Origin of the sequence: Enterobacter sp. 2VL, from assembly GCF_005503595.1 — a bacterium.
Classification (GTDB): domain Bacteria; phylum Pseudomonadota; class Gammaproteobacteria; order Enterobacterales; family Enterobacteriaceae; genus Enterobacter; species Enterobacter cancerogenus.
This window is the reverse complement of record NZ_SCNE01000002.1, coordinates 419978-438253: the sequence shown is the minus strand read 5'-3', so window position 1 is coordinate 438253 and position 18276 is coordinate 419978. Positions and strand designations below refer to the sequence as shown.

The following is an 18276-nucleotide window of genomic DNA, read 5'->3' as shown; positions in this document are numbered from 1 at the left end:
ATCGAGCGGGTTTTTTTCGTCTGCAATCAGCCCATCAGATAGATTTTCAGGAAGCTGGCAACGATCGCGACGCTCAGCAAAACCATACCTGCGCTCATCAAACTCTCTTTCATGCTGTCACCCTCGTTCAGTATTGCGCTCAGAGTGACAGATAAAAATTAAGCTAACATTAACGCTGCGATCAGGAATGCGCGCTGGCAGAAGAAACGAGCCAAAATGCGAACCCGGTCATCGCAAATGAGCCGAGCATGTTAACCGCGATGTTGCCCAGCGCCCAGACGATGCGCCCTTCCTGAAACAGGAAAACCGTTTCGGCCGAGAAGGTAGAAAAGGTCGTTAATCCGCCGCAGAAGCCGGTGGTGATTAAGACTTTCCACATCGGGTCGATATCGGTCATGCGATTAAACCAGGCTAACCCCATCCCGATGATAAACGCCCCAATCATGTTTGCAGCCAGTGTTCCCAGGGGGATAGCCTGATGCACCGGGTTAAACCGCATGCTTAACAGCCACCGTGCAACGCTACCTGTTCCTCCACCAATAAAAACGGCTAAAAGTAGTTGTAACACTGTAGATTCCTGCTATTTGATAGTTAAGAACATCGAGTGTAACGCTGTTTATGAGCAGGGGACAATTATGTATGTGGCCGTAGGACAGTTTGCCGTCACGCCAGACTGGCAGGTGAATGCGCAAAAATGCGTGTCTCTGATGGCACAGGCGCAGCAGAAGGGCGCAGCGATGCTGGTGCTGCCAGAGGCGCTGCTGGCGCGTGATGATAATGACCCGGACCTGTCGGTAAAGTCCGCGCAGTCGCTTGAGGGGCCGTTCCTGAAACGTCTGCTGGCCGAAAGCGAGGGCAATGCGCTCACCACCATTCTGACGATCCACGTCCCGTCCACGTCGGGCAGGGCAGTGAATACCCTGGTGGCAATACGGGCAGGAGAGGTGATTGCCCGCTATGCCAAGCTCCATCTCTATGACGCGTTTAGTATCCAGGAGTCACGGCTGGTTGATCCGGGGGATCGCGTCCCGCCGCTGATTGATATTCAGGGTGTTAAGGTCGGGTTGATGACCTGCTATGATATCCGCTTCCCGGAGCTGGCGTTAAACCTGGCGCTGCAGGGGGCTGATGTGCTGGTGCTCCCCGCTGCATGGGTTAAAGGACCGCTTAAAGAGCACCACTGGGCCACGCTGCTGGCCGCCCGCGCGCTCGATACCACCTGCTATGTTGTGGCAGCAGGGGAGTGTGGGAATAAAAATATCGGGCAGAGCCGGGTTATCGATCCGTTGGGGGTGACCATCGCCGCAGCGGCAGAGGCACCCGCTTTGCTGTTGGCGGAAGTAAATTCAGAGCGAATAGCGCTTGCGCGGCAGCAATTACCTGTTCTACGCAACCGACGTTTTGCGCCACCGCAATTATTATGATGTTTTTTTCATCAGTGCTTGATTCACCTTGTTACAGATTGCTATTGTGTGCGCGCGCCAAATGACCGTTAATACCATCAGGTTTTTTCGGCGCTGAATGCAGCCTGTTTTATGTAAAGAAGGTATCTATGGGTGAGATTAGTATTACCAAACTGCTGGTGGTTGCCGCACTGGTCGTCCTGCTGTTTGGTACCAAGAAGTTACGCACACTGGGTGGCGATCTGGGTGCAGCCATCAAAGGCTTTAAGAAAGCGATGAACGATGATGACGCGGCGGCGAAGAAAAGCGCCGAAGATGGCGTTCCTGCAGAGAAGCTTTCTCACAAAGAGTAACGGCAATGCCTGTTGGCTTGCGAAAAAAAAACCGGCTCATGAGGTAATGCCGATCATTTAAGGATCAGTTGACCGATCCGGTGGCTGGTGTAAAAAGGGTTCATGTTTCTGCATGGACCCTTTTTAAATGGAACTTTCACAGGCACTCGGCATTATTAATGTCACCTCCCCTGAGCACGCACGCAGCCTCTCTGATCTCATTCCCGCTGAATTCATTCAGAAGGCGTTAACGCTGACTGATACTGTCACGCTCCGTAAACGCAAACTGCCTCTTGAATCCATGATCTGGCTTGTCGTTGGCATGTCCATCTTCTGCAATCGTCCCATGACCGAAATCGTGAATCTGATGGATATCACTGACAGGACCGGTGAACCCTTCACCGCCCGCAGCTCAGTCATTCAGCGCCGGAAAACGCTCGGGGAAGATGCCGTGCGGGAGCTGTTCAGCATTACGCAGCAGCACTGGAATGAACAGGCGGCCCATCCGAAATGGCACGGCCTGAACCTGTTTGCCGTGGATGGTGTCGTCTGGCGTACACCAGACACGCCGGAAAACAGCACAGCCTTCAGCAGACCTGCCGGGAGCAACGGTCCCGGCGGCTATCCGCAGGTCCGGATGGTCTGCCTGATGGAGCTCAGCAGTCATCTGATTAACGCCAGCGCCTTTGACAGCGAAAACGTCAGCGAAATGCGGCTGGCAGCGCAGCTGGCAGAGAAAGCACCGGATACAAGTATCACACTGTTTGATAAAGGATTTTACTCCCCGGGACTGCTTCATCACTGGCAGACGTCAGGAGAAAAACGCCACTGGCTTCTGCCGCTGAAAAAAAACACACAATATGAAGTCGTGCGCAAACTGGGACGTGGCGACGAACTTGTGGAACTGAAAACCAGCCCGCAGGCCCGGAAACAGTGGCCTGCGCTCCCCGAACGGTTCACGGCAAGGTTGCTGACCCGAACGGTTGACGGCAGGGAAAGACAGGTCCTGACATCCCTGACAGACCAGAATCGCTATCCGGGCAATGATATCAGTGAGTTATATCGCCACCGATGGGAAATTGAACTGGGTTACCGGGAAGCGAAACAGGGGATGCTGGACAGCCGCTGGACGTTACGCAGCAGGTTGCCGGAGCTGGTGCGGCAGGAGTTATGGGGTGTGCTGCTGACTTACAATCTGGTGAGGTACCAGATGGTAAGGATGGCGTTCGAACTGAAAGGCGATTATCTGCCTTATCAGCTGAGCTTTAGCGGCTCAGTAAGTGAAATCACCAGGCTGCTGATAACGTTACCCTGGGCTTCACCGGGTAAGATGCCGGGCGAGTTAAGGACGTTGTATGAAAAAGCAAAATGGCTGGTATTACCGGGAAGAAGAGACCGAAGTTACCCCCGGGAAATAAGAGCAAAAGCCCAGAAATATCCGGCGAGAAAAAATGCTGGTCACCTTAAGTGACCAGCATTAGCTCATGAGGCCGGTTTTTTTGTATTACTGTAACGGTTTATTACAGCATTATTTAACTTCTTCGCCTTTCGCCTGCATGTCGGCGTGGTAGGAAGAGCGAACAAATGGCCCGCACGCTGCGTGGGTAAAGCCCATCGCCATCGCTTCGGCTTTCATTTCATCGAACTCATCCGGGCTGACATAGCGCTGTACCGGCAAATGGTGACGGCTTGGCTGCAGGTACTGGCCCAGCGTCAGCATAGTCACGCCGTGGCGACGCAGATCGCGCATCACTTCAATGATTTCAGCGTTGGTTTCACCGAGACCCACCATCAGACCAGACTTGGTCGGGATATGCGGATGGGCTTCTTTAAAGCGCTCCAGCAGCTTCAGGGACCAGTTATAGTCGGCACCCGGGCGCACCTGGCGATAGATACGCGGCACGTTTTCCAGATTGTGGTTGAAGACGTCCGGCGGGGTCGCCGTCAGAATGTCCAGCGCGCGGTCCATACGACCACGGAAGTCAGGGACCAGCGTCTCAATCTTAATGCTTGGGCTTTTCTCGCGGATAGCCGTAATGCAGTCCGCAAAGTGCTGAGCACCGCCATCGCGCAGGTCGTCACGGTCAACGGAGGTGATAACAACGTAACGCAACGCCATGTCGGCAATGGTCTGCGCCAGTTTCTGTGGTTCGTTCGCATCTGGCGCAACAGGGCGGCCATGGGCAACGTCACAGAACGGACAGCGGCGGGTACAGATTGCACCCAGGATCATAAAGGTTGCGGTACCGTGATTGAAACATTCAGCAAGGTTAGGGCAAGAGGCTTCTTCACACACAGAGTGAAGACCGTTTTTGCGCATCGCTGCCTTGATCCCCTGAATACGTGAAGAGTCGGCCGGAAGTTTAATTTTCATCCATTCCGGTTTTCTTAACAGCGCTTCGCGCTCTGTAGCCACGTTTTTAACCGGGATAAGGGCCATTTTATCGGCATCGCGGTATTTAACACCGCGTTCCATCACAATGGGTTTACTCATAGCGTGCGTGTTCCAGTTGCGAATAACGAAGGAAAGCGTTTCAATTCAAGGGAATGTTGTATTTATCAACTATTTTTGAACGAACGACAGGCAGTATATCATTGATAAGGGCCATAAAGCAGCCTGTCAGGTCGCCAAATTGTAAAATAGTTGTTGTTTTGTGCGTTATGGCCTGCAGGCTGCTGGGTTCGTCTGTCAGAAGGCCTGACGGATGATATTGATGACATTTTCCAGTACCGGATCGCGCAGACTTAGCTTGTTGTAATGCAGCGAAATGTCGAGGGATTCGCCATTCAACTCGCTCAGGGCGAGACGCTCCAGCGGCCAGCATTTGCGCAGCAGGGTAAACAGCCGCGAAGGCATGACGCACAGCATGTCGCTCCCGCCAATCAGTGACGCTACGGTAAACATATTGTAACTGCTAAAGCTAATCTGGCGGTCCGGGAAGAGCTCATCAAGACGCTGACGTAGCGGGGCGGAGCCTTGCCCCTCGGCCATGAAAGAGGCATGTTCGTAAAGGCGCAGGTTCTCAAGCGTGGCGGGCTGGCTGAGTGCCGGGTGGTGCTGGCGACACACCAGTACCAGCGCATCGGAATAAAGCACGTTTTGCCCCAGGGCTCTGGCACTGAAACTGTTGATGTCGATAATCAGATCGGTCTGGAACTGCGCCAGCTGCGCTTCAGGTTCGTGAACGGGAACGTTGCGGATGAGTAACTGCGGCGCGTGCTGCCTGATGGCCTGATAAATTGCCGGCATCACCAGCACGCCAAGAGAGGCAGAGGCACCAATAGTGATGGTTCGCTGCTTGTCATAGCTTCCGGTTAAGTCCAGCGCGCCGAGTATCGATTCCAGCCCCTGGCTGATGTACTCATGCAGGTGCGTGGCGTAAGCGGTTGGCGTTACGCCCTGGCCTTTACGAATAAATAAGGGATCGGGAAATATGGCGCGCAGTTTTTGAATTGACTGGCTAATTGCGGAGGGCGTGAGATTAAGAATTTTCGCAGCATTAACGATACCCTTGTGGACATATACTGCCTCAAAAATAGTCAGCAAATTGAGATCAATATTACGTAAAGTCCGAAAAATTTGCGGCTTATCCTCGCCACCGGGTTCATTCAGGCGTTTAGCTGGTAAATTATTAGACTCCACGCGTTCACTCCGTATTCATTCACAATATGAATGATAGTTGAATTTATTTATTGTGCCTGTAGAGATTCGTAAAGTGTTACCCGCGCCTCACTTGTTTCGTGAAAACAAACAGTTGGGTGATTATCACGCCGGTAACATGCACTCTGCAGCAAAGACTATTAGGGAACAAAATAATATGTAACGCTAATATGCGGGCGCTTCGAAAATATAGAATATGGGGATTATTGTAAAGCGTAAAAGCGGGAAATAAGCAGTGGCTCGACAAATAGTGAGCCACCGGGCGAAATATATTAAGCAGTGATATATTCGTAAGGAGGATTGTTAAGCAGCGCTAAAAAGTTGTTTAGAAGTACAGGGCGAATTATTTCAGGCGTCGCGTTCTCGACCCACTGGCGCATTTGCGTCATTTCCATCCCGGCATAGCCGCACGGGTTGATACGCAGGAATGGGGTGAGATCCATATTAATATTCAGCGCCAGCCCGTGGAATGAACAGCCCTTGCGAATACGCAGCCCCAGCGAACAAATTTTCATCTCTCCCACGTACACACCGGGCGCATCAGCGCGGGGATGTGCATCGATATTGTATTCCGCCAGGGTACGCACCACCGTTTGTTCAAGCAGCGTGACCAGCTCGCGCACGCCCAGTTTTCTGCGTTTTAAATCCAGCAGAACGTACATCACCTGTTGTCCTGGACCGTGGTAGGTCACCTGCCCGCCGCGATCGCTTTGAATAACCGGAATATCACCGGTCATCAGCAGATGTTCAGCTTTTCCAGCCTGCCCCTGGGTAAACACGGGAAGGTGCTCTACCAGCCAGATTTCATCCGGGGTAGTTTCATCGCGTGAATCCGTGAAATCATGCATAGCCTGGGAGACAGGTTCGTAAGGTTGTAGCCCGAGATGGCGGACAAGAATGTTATCCTGGTACAAAACGACGACTCCGAAGAGGGACGAGAAACGATGCCAAGGAGTATATCACAGCGGGGAGGTGGGTTACCCGGCCAACCGGGTAACCGCGAGGGGACTACAGCACCATGCGAACGATTTCGATATTGCCAAGTTCTTCGTACAGCGTCTCAACCTGCTCAATGTGTGTCGCAGTGATGGTGATAGAAACCGAGTGGTAGTTGCCTTTGCTGCTTGGCTTAACCGACGGAGAGTAGTCGCCCGGCGCATGGCGCTGTACCACTTCAACCACCTGATCAACCAGCTCAGGTTTCGCCAGACCCATTACTTTGTAAGTAAATGAGGTAGGGAATTCAAGCAGTTCGTTAAGTTTGGTTTTCATGTCAGCTCCGGCGTAACGTCAAAAAAGAATAACTCCCACATCGGGTGGGAGTTATCAGGATACTTAATATATGGGGATCAAAATCACACTTTCAAGTGTTCAATTTTTAGCCGAACCAGTGATGGAACATCAATTTAATGTAATCAATGATTTTGCCGAAGAAGTTGCCTTCCGGGATTTCATCCAGAACCACAAGCGGGCGCTGATCGATGGTTTTACCATCGAGCTGGAAGTTGATAGTCCCCACAACCTGGTTTTTCTGCAGCGGTGCGTGCAGTTCGGAGGTGTTGAGCACGTAGCTGGCTTTCAGATCTTTCATGCGTCCGCGAGGAATGGTCAGATAGAGATCTTTGTCCACGCCCAGAGAAGCACGGTCGTTGTCGCCGAACCAGACCGGCTCGGAAGCAAACTCTTTGCCTGCTTTAAGCGGGTTCACCGTTTCGAAGAAGCGGAAGCCCCAGGTCAGCAGCTTTTTGCTTTCGGTTTCACGGCCCTTGAAGGTTCGTCCGCCCATCACGGCTGAGATCAGGCGCATCTGGCCTTCGGTAGCCGAAGCGACCAGGTTGTAGCCGGCTTTTTCGGTATGACCCGTTTTGATGCCGTCAACGTTCAGGCTGTTGTCCCACAGCAGGCCGTTACGGTTGGTCTGGCGAATACCGTTGAAGGTGAACTCTTTCTCTTTATAGATGGTGTACTCGTTCGGCACATCGCGGATCAGCGCCTGGCCGATCAGCGCCATGTCGCGCGCGGAGCTGTACTGACCTTCAGCATCCAGGCCGTGAACGGTCTGGAAGTGGCTGTTTTTGAGACCCAGCGCAGTAACGTAGCTGTTCATCAGGCCCACGAAAGCGTCCTGGCTGCCCGCCGCAAAATCGGCCATGGCGACGCAGGCGTCGTTTCCGGACTGCAGGTTGATACCACGGATCAGCTGAGAAACAGGCACCTGCATGCCAGGTTTCAGGAACATCAGCGATGAGCCTTTGAAGACCGGGTTACCGGTGGCCCAGGCATCGTTACCAATGGTCACCAGATCGGTTTCTTTGAACTTGCCTGCCTTCATTGCCTGACCGATAACGTAGCTGGTCATCATTTTGGTCAGGCTCGCCGGATCGCGGCGGGCATCGGCGTTCTGTTCTGCCAGAACCTTGCCAGAGTTGTAGTCGATCAGGATGTAGGATTCCGCGTCGATCTGCGGAACGCCAGGGATCATGGTCTTGATGTTCAGGTCATCGGCATGCGCCGCGGAGAGAGCCGCTGCACAAAGGGCCGTGGTCAGCGCCATGCGCTGCACAAAACGAGCAGAAAAAGTGGTCTTCATGGTCAGAACTACGACATCCGTGATGGAATTAAAAAAAGTGCCTTACTATAGCAAAAGCTATACAGGCAGGCATCCGACTTTAAGCATGAGTTTGTGAATGTGTTTTACACAAATTGACATTTCGGATACCGCCGAATCATTATTTTGCAACAACGATGAACGACTGCAACTGCGCTTCGCTTTGCAGACGCTGTTGCAGAGCCGCTGCCTGCGATTTGCTGGCAAACGGTCCCATCTGAATGCGCCACACCGCACCGTTTTGCTCAACGCGGCCCGGCACGCTGAACTGCTGGCTCAGGCGTTGCTGGTACTGCTTCGCGCGAGCCTGATCGCTTACGGCACCGACCTGAACCACAAAGCCACCGCTGGCAGCCGCGGGTGCAGCAACCGGCGCGCTTTGCGCTGTGCCCGGTGCGGTAACAGGCGCGGGCTGAGTGACGGGTGCAGTCACTACAGGTTCAGTCACCGCAGGCGCAGCGACAACAGGCGCTGGCGTTGGCTCGCTGCCTTCCAGCACGCCCGATGCTAAGGTCGTTGGTGCGCCAAGGAAACCGCTGCTTTTAACCGGGGCGCCCGTGCTGTCATCACTCTGTAAGGTATCGTTGCTGATAGCGCGTACTTCACCCTGCGGCTGAGCAGGTTCAGCTGGCGTGGATGCGCCACCCATACCGCCGCTCAGGTCTGGGCGAGCGGGAAGGGCGTAGGTCTGTTTGGCGACCGTCGTACAGGCGGTACCCGGGCCGGAGAGCGTACCATCCTGCGCCACAATGATAGGATCGATGCGTACTTTGGTATTGTTCGAGGTGTTCAGGCGGTCAGCTGCCGCGCGCGACAGGGAGATCACCCGGTCATTACCGTACGGGCCCCGATCGTTAATACGCACCACAATCATGCGCCCATTGGCCAGGTTGGTGACGCGGGCATAGCTCGGGATAGGCAGCGTGGGATGCGCCGCGGTAATTTGCATCGGATCGAACGTTTCACCAGACGCCGTCAGGTTACTGCCTGGTTCAGCGTCATAGATGGCCGCTAATCCCGCCTGGCTGAAGCGGGACGGGTCCTGAACGATTTTGTAGCCTTTACCGTCGCGCTGGTAATCCTGATTCGCGCTGGCGTTAAGCGGTTCATAAACAGGATCGGCACCGCTGATCTCAACTATCGGGCCATTACAGACCGCTGGCTGCGGCGGCGCGACAGTTGCCTGTTGCTGACCATCATCACTCGTACAGGCTGCAAGTAAACTTGCGGCGATACAGATCCCCAGCCACTGCTTACGCATTGCGATCCCCTTATTTTTATACGCTTTTGGACAACATTTTTCTGTGGGTATGGATCGACATGACGATACCAAACCCGGCCATCAACACGATCAGTGCCGAGCCCCCGTAACTGACCAGCGGGAGCGGGACGCCAACAACGGGCAGAATACCACTCACCATACCAATATTTACGAAGACATAAACGAATAAAATCAGCATCAATCCACCAGCCATGACGCGGCCAAAGGTGGTTTGCGCCCGTGCGGCAATCCACAGCCCGCGCATGATCAGCAGCACATAGAGCGCCAGCAGGATGAGGATGCCGACCAGTCCCAGCTCTTCGGCCAGGACGGCAAAGATAAAGTCAGTATGGCGCTCCGGCAAGAACTCCAGCTGTGACTGGGTCCCGTGAAGCCAGCCTTTACCGCGCAGACCGCCGGAACCGATGGCGATCTTGGACTGAATAATATGATAGCCCGCGCCCAGCGGATCGGTTTCCGGATCAAGCAGCATCATCACGCGCTGGCGTTGATAATCATGCATCAGGAAGAACCACAGGATCGGGATAAAGGCCGCCACCAGCACCACGGCAATGCCAATTAACCGCCAGCTCAGGCCAGACAAGAACAGCACAAACAGGCCGGACAGCGCGATAAGGATAGAGGTGCCGAGGTCAGGCTGCGCCGCCACCAGCAGCGTAGGCAGGAAAATCAACACCAGCGCAATCGCGGTATTTTTCAGTGAAGGCGGACAGACGTCGCGGTTGATAAAGCGCGCCACCATCAGCGGAACGGCGATTTTAGCGATTTCCGAAGGCTGGAAGCGGACGATCCCGAGGTCCAGCCAGCGCTGCGCCCCTTTGGAAATTGCCCCAAAGGCATCTACGGCCACCAACAGCACGATACAGAAGATATAGAGGTAGGGCGCCCAGCCTTCGTAAACACGCGGCGGGATTTGCGCCATCACCACCATAATGACCAGGCCCATCGCAATCTGGCCGACTTTACGTTCCATCATGCCAATGTCCTGGCCGCTGGCGCTCCAGATGACCAGCGCGCTGTAGACCAGCAGCGCCAGGAGAATCAGCAGCATAGCGGGGTCGATGTGAATCTTATCCCACAGCGATTTTTTGTTCGGATTATCCGTCATGATTTATTGGTCCTCCGCCGCAGCGGCTGCCGGGTTTTCAGCAGGCAGTTCGGTGTTGTTATCACCCAGCATGATATGGTCGAGGATCTGGCGCATGATTGTCCCCACAGCCGGACCCGCACCGCCGTTTTCCAGGATCATCGCGACCGCAACCTGCGGGTTATCGTAAGGGGCAAACGCCGTCATCAGCTTGTGGTCACGCAGGCGTTCGGCAATGCGGTGCGCGTTATAGGTCTCGTTCGCTTTCAGGCCAAATACCTGCGCCGTACCGGATTTCGCGGCGACTTTATAAGGCGCTCCGGCGAAATATTTGTGCGCGGTACCGTTGGCCCGGTTTGCTACGCCGTACATGCCGTCTTTGGCAATTTCCCAGAATCCGGAATGGATATCGCCCACCGGCGGTTCGTGCGGCTGGATCCACGGGACTTTTTTACCGTCCTCAACCGTACTTTGCAGCAGGTGCGGAACTTTCACCACGCCATCGTTGATGAGGATCATCATCGCTTTGTTCATCTGTATCGGCGTTGCCGTCCAGTAACCCTGACCGATACCGACCGGAATGGTATCACCCTGATACCAGGGTTTTTTAAAGCGTTTCTGCTTCCATTCACGGGTTGGCATGTTGCCCGAGCGTTCTTCGGAGAGGTCAATGCCGGTATAGTGCCCATAGCCGAACTTGCTCATCCACTCGGACAGGCGATCAATCCCCATATCATAGGCGACCTGGTAGAAGAAGGTATCCGCAGATTCTTCCAGCGATTTGGTGACGTTCAGATGACCGTGTCCCCACTTCTTCCAGTCACGGTAGCGTTTTTCAGAACCCGGCAGTTGCCACCAGCCGGGGTCGAACAGGCTGGTATTGCGGTTGATCACGCCCGCGCTCAGGGCAGAGACGGCGACATAAGGTTTAACCGTCGATGCAGGAGGGTAGACACCCTGCGTAGCGCGGTTAACCAGCGGCGTGTTCGGGTCATTCAGCAGGCCGGAATAATCTTTGCTGGAGATACCATCCACGAAAAGGTTCGGGTCGTAGCTGGGCATGGAAACCATTGCCAGGATCCCGCCGGTTCGCGGGTCGGTGACGACGACAGCGGCGCGGCTGCCGGTCAGCAAGGTTTCGATATACTGCTGCAGTTTGAGGTCGAGCGTCAGATAGACGTCGTGGCCCGCCTGAGGCGGTACCTCTTTCAGCTGGCGGATCACGCGGCCACGGTTGTTGACCTCAACCTCTTCATAACCGGTCTGGCCGTGCAGAACGTCCTCGTAATAGCGCTCTATCCCAAGCTTACCGATATCATGCGTCGCGGCGTAGTTAGCTAGCTTGCCGTCTTTATCGAGGCGGTCGACGTCTTTATCGTTAATTTTGGACACATAGCCGATTACGTGCGTCAGCGCAGAGCCATAAGGATAGTAGCGACGCTTATAGCCTTTGACCTCAACGCCGGGGAAGCGATACTGGTTCACGGCAAAACGGGCGACCTGCACTTCGGTGAGGTTCGTTTTGACCGGAATAGAGGTGAAGCGGTGCGAACGGGCGCGCTCTTTTTTAAAGGCAGCGATGTCATCGTCGGTGAGATCGACCACGTTTCGCAGCGCGTTCAGCGTGTCCTGCACATTGTCGACTTTCTCCGGCATCATCTCGATTTGATAGATGGTGCGGTTCAACGCCAGCGGCGTACCGTTACGGTCGTAAATGATGCCGCGGCTTGGCGCAATAGGGACAAGCTTGATGCGGTTTTCGTTTGAACGCGTCTGGTAATCGGTATAGCGGACAATTTGCAGATTATAGAGGTTGGCGATCAGCACGCCGGTCAGCAGCAAAATCCCCAAAAAGGCGACCACTGCCCGGCGCACAAACAGCGCGGACTCAGCCGTATAGTCGCGAAAAGAATTCTGTAGTTTCATCCGCTGCTTAATCTACCCTGGTCAGTCATTACTCGCGGTGATAGGGGTGGTTGGTAGTAATGCTCCACGCGCGATACAGGCTTTCGGCCACCAGCACCCGAACGAGGGGATGGGGAAGCGTCAGCGCGGAGAGAGACCAACTTTGTTCTGCCGCCGCTTTGCAGGCAGGGGAGAGACCTTCCGGGCCGCCAATCAACAGACTGACGTCGCGTCCATCCTGCTTCCAGCGCTCCAGTTCGTGCGCCAGCTGCGGCGTATCCCAGGGTTTACCCGGGATATCGAGGGTCACGATGCGGTTTTTGCCTGCGGCAGCCAGCATCAGCTCTCCCTCTTTATCGAGAATACGTTTGATATCGGCGTTCTTGCCGCGCTTTCCTGCCGGGATCTCCACCAGTTCGAACGGCATATCTTTTGGGAAACGACGCAGATACTCAGTAAAACCGGTTTGTACCCAGTCCGGCATTTTGGTGCCGACGGCGACCAGTTGCAACTTCACGCATTAACCCCAGAGTTTTTCCAGCTCATACAGGCGACGGCTCTCGTCCTGCATGACGTGGACAATCACATCGCCGAGATCGACAACCACCCAGTCAGCGGTCGCTTCACCTTCAACGCCAAGCGGATAAAGCCCTGCTGCGCGTGATTCCTGAACGACATGGTCGGCAATGGAAGCAACATGGCGAGTGGACGTGCCGGTGCAGATGATCATGCAGTCGGTGATGCTGGATTTACCCTTAACGTCGATAGCGATGATGTCCTGACCTTTCAGGTCATCAATTTTGTCGATAACAAAATCCTGGAGTGCTTTACCCTGCAAGTTTTCCCCCTGGGTGAATGAGATTGTACAACTGTGAATTCGTGGCCAGACAGTATACCTGAACTGACGCCAGTGTCGGGACAAATGTCACCGGCCGGGCTTTTGAAGGCGGGTATCATCCCACCCCCCGCCTGAGATTGCATCGCCATTTTTGTAAAACAATTTCTGTAAAGCAATGACTGGCGGGAAAGTCTGGCAGCGGAGGATAACAGTATGGCTTACCCTGTCAAGGCAGGATAATCAATAAGCCCGGTTTTCGTGTGCCAGCATTATGCGTCTGTACTTTTCTGATACAGCCCGTGCTGATGAATATAGTCCAGCACGGCGGCGGGCATCAGTTCGTCGCAGGATAATCCCTGCTGCAGGCGCTCGCGGATGAGGGTCGCCGAAATATCAAACCATGGCGTATCGGCAAGATAAATCTTCCCGGCAGGCAGGTTATGCAGATCCTCAACGTTGTTCGTCAGGTGGGTATCCAGCCACTGCTGATGCTGTTCTTCGCGCATGGTCAGGGGGTAGCCCGGACGGCGGGTTACGATCAGATGGCTGTTGTTCAGGATGGTTTCGTACTGATGCCAGCTCGGGAAATTCAGCAAGGAATCCTGCCCGATAATGAATGCCAGCGGCGCGTGCGGCCCTTGCTCATCGCGCCACTCCTGCAGCGTTTGCGATGTCCAGGAGGGGGCGTCGCGCTGCAGTTCACGCTCGTCGAGGGTAAAGAGCGGCTTATCAGCAATGGCCAGGGCGAGCATCGCTTTACGCTGTTCGCTGGTTGCCTCAGGCTGCGGGCGATGCGGTGGAACATTGTTGGGCATGATAATGACTCGCTGCAGGCCAATCAGGTTAGCCAGAATTTCTACCGGCTTGAGATGCCCGTAATGGACCGGATCGAAGGTGCCGCCATATAGCGCCTGAAGAGAATGCATATTATCCATCAATAAAAACGTCGGCGAGCGCCTTGTGGCAAAGCAGCAGAGAGAGGCTTTCCAGCTCCGCCCATATCGACTGCCCATAATCCTGCTTCAGCGTCAGCTCGGCGCGCATCAACAGTTGCACTGCCTGACGCAGTTGCTCATGGCTCAGGCGTTGTACCGCTTCGGTGGTCATCGCCCGGCGATTCTGCCAGACACGGTGTTTATCAAACAGCGATCGCAGGGGAGCGTGTGCGGACTGGCGCTTGAGCGTAATCAGCAGTAACAGTTCACGCTGAAGCGTACGCAGCAAGATGACCGGTTCACTGCCTTCCAGCCTGAGCTGCTGCAAAATATGCAGGGCGCGCTTGCTCTTTGCCGCAAGCAGGGCATCAACCCAGTGGAAGGGGGTGAAGTGGGCGGCATCGTTAACGGCTTGTTCAACGCGGGGCAGGGGCAGTTTGCCATCAGGCCACAGCAGGGCGAGGCGATCCAGCGCCTGGGCCAGGGCCAGCAGGTTGCCTTCATAGCAGTAGCACAGCAGCTGATTCGCGGCGTCATCCAGCTGGAGATTATGCTGCTTTGCCCGCGTGGCAACCCATTTTGGCAGATGCGCCTGTTCCGGCGTCTGGCAGGTAACCAGCACGGCGTTTGTCGCAAGCTGGGTAACCCATGCCGCGTTCTCCTGCGCTTTGGTGAGCTTATTGCCGCGCACGATCAGCAATAAATCGCTGTGCAGCAGGCTGACCAGCGTAGCGAGTTGCTCATTGATAGCCGCATTTGGGCCGTTTTCTGGCAGCAGAAGCTGGATGGTCTGACGTGACGCAAACAGGCTCATCGCCTGACACACTGAAAAGAGGGCGTTCCAGTCAGTGCTGTTATCAAGCTGGAAGGTGTGGTGTTCATCAAAACCCTGAGCCGCCGCGACGTGTCGAACGGCATCAAGGCTTTCCTGAAGTAAGAGCGGATCGTTGCCCAGTAACAGATACGCCGCGCGCAGCCCTTCATTGAGCTGCGCGCGGAGTTGTTCAGGATACAACCTGATCATCAGTTACCCATCGAGGTAGTCACCGGCGGCGAGTTTGCCTCCGGCTGGTCGATGATATCTGAGCCCGGTTTCGTCGACGCGGCAATGCTTGGCAGCTTACGGATCAGCTGCTCGGCTGCCTTGTCATACATTTCGTTGATGATAATCGCCTGCTCAGCATCTTTCGCCAGCGCAGTTTGCGGGTTATCAAAGAACGAACGGTAGACCTTGGTGCTGATCGGATAGATATCTTTACCCGGGATCAGCACGGCTGCGTTAACCGACATGACCATCTGATATTCCGCCGTACGCCCATCCTGGAAGATAGAGGCGGTATCTTTACTCAGCGTCGAGCCGGTGACGCGGAATGACGGTACATCCTGGCGCAGCGTGTCTTTTTCGATAATCTCAACGCCATTCAGACGCAGCTGGTTGCGGATCGCCCGGCTGAGTGGGCCATTCGGATCGGATGAATCAAAGATCATCGTTTTCATGTTAGCAGGCACTGCCGTAGTGTTGCGCAGATGCCAGCCACAGCCTGCGGTGACAAGCACCGCCAGGGATAAGAGTATTGTTGCCAGTTGTCGCACGTTTCCTCCCGCGCTTAGCCAACGACCAGATTGAGCAGTTTGCCCGGTACGTAGATCACTTTACGCACGGTAACGCCCTCAAGATATTTCGCCACCAGAGGTTCCTGGCCGGCACGCTCGCGAACCTGTTCTTCGGTGGCGTCGACAGCCACGGTAATTTTACCGCGCACTTTGCCGTTGACCTGCACAACCACCAGCGTGGTGTTTTCCACCATGGCTGATTCATCGGCTACCGGCCACGGTGCGTTATCGATATCACCTTCGCCTTTCAGCTCCTGCCACAGGGTGAAGCTGGCGTGCGGAGTGAACGGGTTCAGCATGCGAACCACAGCCAGCAGCGCTTCACGCATCAGGGCACGATCCTGCTCGCCTTCCTGCGGGGCTTTTGCCAGCTTGTTCATCAGTTCCATAATAGCCGCAATTGCGGTATTGAAGGTCTGACGACGACCAATATCATCGGTCACTTTCGCGATTGTTTTATGAACATCACGACGCAGTGCCTGCTGATCTTCAGTCAGTGCCGCTACGTTCAGCGACGGCGCATCGCCCTGTGAGGTGTGCTCGTAAACCAGTTTCCAGACGCGTTTCAGGAAGCGGTTTGCCCCTTCAACGCCGGACTCCTGCCATTCAAGCGTCATGTCTGCCGGAGAGGCAAACATCATGAACAGACGCACGGTATCCGCGCCGTAACGCTCAACCATCACCTGCGGGTCAATACCGTTGTTTTTCGACTTGGACATCTTGCTCATGCCGGTATAAACCAGTTCATGACCTTCGGCGTCTTTTGCCTTCACGATACGGCCTTTTTCGTCGCGCTCAACGATGGCATCAACCGGAGATACCCAGTTACGCTCGCCGTTAGCACCCACGTAGTAGAACGCATCCGCCAGCACCATACCCTGACACAGCAGCTGTTTCGCCGGTTCATCAGAGTTCACCATGCCTGCGTCGCGCATCAGCTTGTGGAAGAAGCGGAAGTAGAGCAGGTGCATGATGGCGTGCTCGATACCACCGATGTAGATATCCACCGGCAGCCAGTAGTTTGCCGCGTCAGCGTCCAGCATGCCTTCCTGATACTGCGGGCAGGTGTAGCGCGCGTAGTACCATGATGACTCCATAAAGGTGTCGAAGGTGTCGGTTTCACGCAGCGCAGGCTGACCGTTAACGGTGGTTTTTGCCCACTCAGGATCGGCTTTGATCGGGCTGGTGATGCCGTCCATGACCACATCTTCTGGCAGGATCACCGGCAGCTGATCTTCTGGGGTGGGCAGCACGGTGCCATCTTCCAGCGTCACCATTGGGATTGGCGCACCCCAGTAACGCTGACGGGAAACGCCCCAGTCGCGCAGACGGAAGTTCACTTTACGTTCGCCAACGCCCAGAGAGGCCAGTTTATCGGCAATGGCGTTAAAACCGTCTTCGAAGCTCAGGCCGCTAAACTCGCCGGAGTTGAACAGCGTGCCTTTTTCGGTCAGCGCATGTTCGGACAAGTCCGGTTCAGAACCGTCAGCAGCCAGGATAACAGGCTTGATGTCCAGACCGTATTTGGTGGCAAACTCGTAGTCGCGCTGATCGTGACCCGGAACGGCCATCACGGCACCCGTGCCGTACTCCATCAGCACGAAGTTTGCGGCCCACACCGGGATCGCATCGCCAGTCAGCGGATGCTTAGCGTAGTAACCGGTCGCAACGCCTTTCTTCTCCATCGTCGCCATGTCGGCTTCGGCCACTTTGGTGTTGCGGCATTCGTCGATGAAGGTCGCCAGTTCCGGATTGTTTTCTGCCGCTTTCTGCGCCAGCGGGTGACCTGCGGCCACGGCCAGGTAGGTCGCGCCCATGAAGGTATCCGGACGGGTGGTGTAAACGGTCAGCGGCTGATCGTAGTTGTCCACGTTGAAGGTGATCTCTACCCCTTCAGAACGGCCAATCCAGTTGCGCTGCATGGTTTTAACGGTGTCTGGCCAGTGGTCAAGCTTGTCCAGATCGTTCAGCAGCTCGTCAGCGTAGGCGGTGATTTTGATAAACCACTGCGGGATCTCTTTACGCTCAACTTTGGTATCGCAGCGCCAGCAGCAACCGTCGATAACCTGTTCGTTCGCCAGAACGGTCTGATCGTTCGGGCACCAGTTAACGGCGGAGGTTTTTTTGTAGACCAGCCCTTTTTTATAGAGCTCGGTGAAGAATTTCTGCTCCCAGCGGTAGTATTCCGGGGTACAGGTCGCCAGCTCGCGGCTCCAGTCGTAGCCGAAGCCCAGCATTTTGAGCTGGTTTTTCATGTACGCAATGTTGTCGTACGTCCACGGCGCAGGTGCCGTGTTGTTTTTAACCGCCGCACCCTCAGCAGGCAGGCCGAACGCATCCCAGCCGATCGGCTGAAGAACGTTTTTGCCAAGCATTCGCTGGTAGCGAGCAATCACATCGCCAATGGTGTAGTTACGCACGTGGCCCATGTGTAGTCGACCAGAAGGATAGGGAAGCATCGACAGGCAGTAATACTTCTCTTTGCTCTCGTCTTCGGTTACTTCAAAGGTACGCTTCTCGTCCCAGTGTTGCTGGACTTTTGATTCTATCTCTTCCGGGCGGTATTGCTCTTGCATGGCAGCCAGTGGTCCTGTTTTCAATACAGCTACAA

At 54.9% G+C, this 18276-nt stretch carries 18 protein-coding genes; 3 read left to right on the top strand and 15 right to left on the bottom strand.

Going from position 1 to position 18276, the window contains the following annotated elements; translation table 11 throughout:
- Nucleotides 1-181: 181 nt before the first annotated feature.
- The gene (gene crcB, locus FFS28_RS06485; protein ID WP_137849077.1) at nucleotides 182-568 is read right to left on the bottom strand and encodes a fluoride efflux transporter CrcB; all 387 of its coding nucleotides are present in this window, start codon (nucleotides 566-568) and stop codon (nucleotides 182-184) included.
- 67 nt (nucleotides 569-635) lie between these two features.
- Here crcB and FFS28_RS06480 point away from each other — a divergent pair, with 67 nt between their 5' ends.
- From FFS28_RS06480 to FFS28_RS06470, 3 genes are all read left to right on the top strand, one after another.
- On the top strand, nucleotides 636-1424 hold the full coding sequence (locus FFS28_RS06480; RefSeq protein WP_137849076.1) for a deaminated glutathione amidase: 789 nt from the start codon (nucleotides 636-638) through the stop codon (nucleotides 1422-1424).
- A gap of 128 nt (nucleotides 1425-1552) precedes the next feature.
- Nucleotides 1553-1756 (top strand): twin-arginine translocase subunit TatE, encoded by a 204-nt coding sequence (tatE, locus tag FFS28_RS06475; protein WP_006177131.1) that lies wholly within the window; start codon nucleotides 1553-1555, stop codon nucleotides 1754-1756.
- 127 nt (nucleotides 1757-1883) lie between these two features.
- Complete coding sequence (locus tag FFS28_RS06470) at nucleotides 1884-3206, top strand: IS4 family transposase (protein ID WP_137849075.1); 1323 nt, start codon at nucleotides 1884-1886, stop codon at nucleotides 3204-3206.
- Nucleotides 3207-3263: 57 nt separating this feature from the next.
- Here the strand turns inward: FFS28_RS06470 and lipA are convergent, their stop codons facing one another.
- The 14 genes from lipA to leuS form a co-directional block, all read right to left on the bottom strand.
- Nucleotides 3264-4229: a lipoyl synthase gene (gene lipA, locus FFS28_RS06465; protein ID WP_006177132.1), complete on the bottom strand. Its 966-nt coding sequence runs from the start codon at nucleotides 4227-4229 to the stop codon at nucleotides 3264-3266.
- 195 nt (nucleotides 4230-4424) lie between these two features.
- Complete coding sequence (locus tag FFS28_RS06460; protein WP_058610656.1) at nucleotides 4425-5378, bottom strand: YbeF family transcriptional regulator; 954 nt, start codon at nucleotides 5376-5378, stop codon at nucleotides 4425-4427.
- Nucleotides 5379-5668: 290 nt separating this feature from the next.
- Nucleotides 5669-6310 (bottom strand): lipoyl(octanoyl) transferase LipB, encoded by a 642-nt coding sequence (lipB, locus tag FFS28_RS06455; protein ID WP_137849074.1) that lies wholly within the window; start codon nucleotides 6308-6310, stop codon nucleotides 5669-5671.
- Nucleotides 6311-6404: 94 nt separating this feature from the next.
- Nucleotides 6405-6668, bottom strand: coding sequence for a DUF493 family protein YbeD (ybeD, locus tag FFS28_RS06450; protein ID WP_006177135.1), 264 nt, complete (start codon nucleotides 6666-6668; stop codon nucleotides 6405-6407).
- A gap of 106 nt (nucleotides 6669-6774) precedes the next feature.
- Nucleotides 6775-7986 carry a D-alanyl-D-alanine carboxypeptidase DacA gene (gene dacA, locus FFS28_RS06445; protein WP_006177136.1) on the bottom strand — a complete coding sequence of 404 codons (1212 nt, stop codon included), beginning with the start codon at nucleotides 7984-7986 and terminating at the stop codon, nucleotides 6775-6777.
- Between the two features lie 139 nt (nucleotides 7987-8125).
- Nucleotides 8126-9265, bottom strand: a complete 1140-nt coding sequence (gene rlpA, locus FFS28_RS06440; RefSeq protein ID WP_137849073.1) for an endolytic peptidoglycan transglycosylase RlpA — start codon at nucleotides 9263-9265, stop codon at nucleotides 8126-8128.
- Between the two features lie 16 nt (nucleotides 9266-9281).
- Entirely contained in the window at nucleotides 9282-10394 is a 1113-nt protein-coding gene (gene mrdB / locus FFS28_RS06435) for a peptidoglycan glycosyltransferase MrdB (protein WP_006177138.1), read from the bottom strand.
- Nucleotides 10395-10397: 3 nt separating this feature from the next.
- Nucleotides 10398-12299 (bottom strand): peptidoglycan DD-transpeptidase MrdA, encoded by a 1902-nt coding sequence (gene mrdA / locus FFS28_RS06430; protein WP_006177140.1) that lies wholly within the window; start codon nucleotides 12297-12299, stop codon nucleotides 10398-10400.
- 28 nt (nucleotides 12300-12327) lie between these two features.
- Nucleotides 12328-12795, bottom strand: coding sequence for a 23S rRNA (pseudouridine(1915)-N(3))-methyltransferase RlmH (gene rlmH, locus FFS28_RS06425; RefSeq protein ID WP_003858701.1), 468 nt, complete (start codon nucleotides 12793-12795; stop codon nucleotides 12328-12330).
- A 3-nt stretch (nucleotides 12796-12798) separates the two neighbouring features.
- Nucleotides 12799-13116 (bottom strand): ribosome silencing factor, encoded by a 318-nt coding sequence (gene rsfS, locus FFS28_RS06420; protein ID WP_006177142.1) that lies wholly within the window; start codon nucleotides 13114-13116, stop codon nucleotides 12799-12801.
- A 269-nt stretch (nucleotides 13117-13385) separates the two neighbouring features.
- Nucleotides 13386-14051: a nicotinate-nucleotide adenylyltransferase gene (gene nadD / locus FFS28_RS06415; RefSeq protein WP_137849072.1), complete on the bottom strand. Its 666-nt coding sequence runs from the start codon at nucleotides 14049-14051 to the stop codon at nucleotides 13386-13388.
- Nucleotides 14044-15075 carry a DNA polymerase III subunit delta gene (gene holA / locus FFS28_RS06410; protein ID WP_137849071.1) on the bottom strand — a complete coding sequence of 344 codons (1032 nt, stop codon included), beginning with the start codon at nucleotides 15073-15075 and terminating at the stop codon, nucleotides 14044-14046. Before holA ends, nadD begins: the two co-directional genes overlap by 8 nt.
- Nucleotides 15075-15644, bottom strand: a complete 570-nt coding sequence (lptE, locus tag FFS28_RS06405; RefSeq protein ID WP_058610659.1) for an LPS assembly lipoprotein LptE — start codon at nucleotides 15642-15644, stop codon at nucleotides 15075-15077. Before lptE ends, holA begins: the two co-directional genes overlap by 1 nt.
- Nucleotides 15645-15658: 14 nt before the next feature.
- Nucleotides 15659-18241, bottom strand: coding sequence for a leucine--tRNA ligase (leuS, locus tag FFS28_RS06400; protein ID WP_171007386.1), 2583 nt, complete (start codon nucleotides 18239-18241; stop codon nucleotides 15659-15661).
- Between the last annotated feature and the right edge of the window lie 35 nt (nucleotides 18242-18276).

Bases quoted from the DNA above. Each gene is read 5' to 3' on its own strand.
- FFS28_RS06480 (WP_137849076.1), top strand. From the start codon at position 636: ATGTATGTGGCCGTAGGACAGTTTGCCGTCACGCCAGACTGGCAGGTG.
- tatE (WP_006177131.1), top strand. From the start codon at position 1,553: ATGGGTGAGATTAGTATTACCAAACTGCTGGTGGTTGCCGCACTGGTC.
- FFS28_RS06470 (WP_137849075.1), top strand. From the start codon at position 1,884: ATGGAACTTTCACAGGCACTCGGCATTATTAATGTCACCTCCCCTGAG.
- lipA (WP_006177132.1), bottom strand. From the start codon at position 4,229: ATGAGTAAACCCATTGTGATGGAACGCGGTGTTAAATACCGCGATGCC.
- ybeD (WP_006177135.1), bottom strand. From the start codon at position 6,668: ATGAAAACCAAACTTAACGAACTGCTTGAATTCCCTACCTCATTTACT.
- dacA (WP_006177136.1), bottom strand. From the start codon at position 7,986: ATGAAGACCACTTTTTCTGCTCGTTTTGTGCAGCGCATGGCGCTGACC.
- rlpA (WP_137849073.1), bottom strand. From the start codon at position 9,265: ATGCGTAAGCAGTGGCTGGGGATCTGTATCGCCGCAAGTTTACTTGCA.
- mrdB (WP_006177138.1), bottom strand. From the start codon at position 10,394: ATGACGGATAATCCGAACAAAAAATCGCTGTGGGATAAGATTCACATC.
- mrdA (WP_006177140.1), bottom strand. From the start codon at position 12,299: ATGAAACTACAGAATTCTTTTCGCGACTATACGGCTGAGTCCGCGCTG.
- nadD (WP_137849072.1), bottom strand. From the start codon at position 14,051: ATGGATAATATGCATTCTCTTCAGGCGCTATATGGCGGCACCTTCGAT.
- holA (WP_137849071.1), bottom strand. From the start codon at position 15,075: ATGATCAGGTTGTATCCTGAACAACTCCGCGCGCAGCTCAATGAAGGG.
- leuS (WP_171007386.1), bottom strand. From the start codon at position 18,241: ATGCAAGAGCAATACCGCCCGGAAGAGATAGAATCAAAAGTCCAGCAA.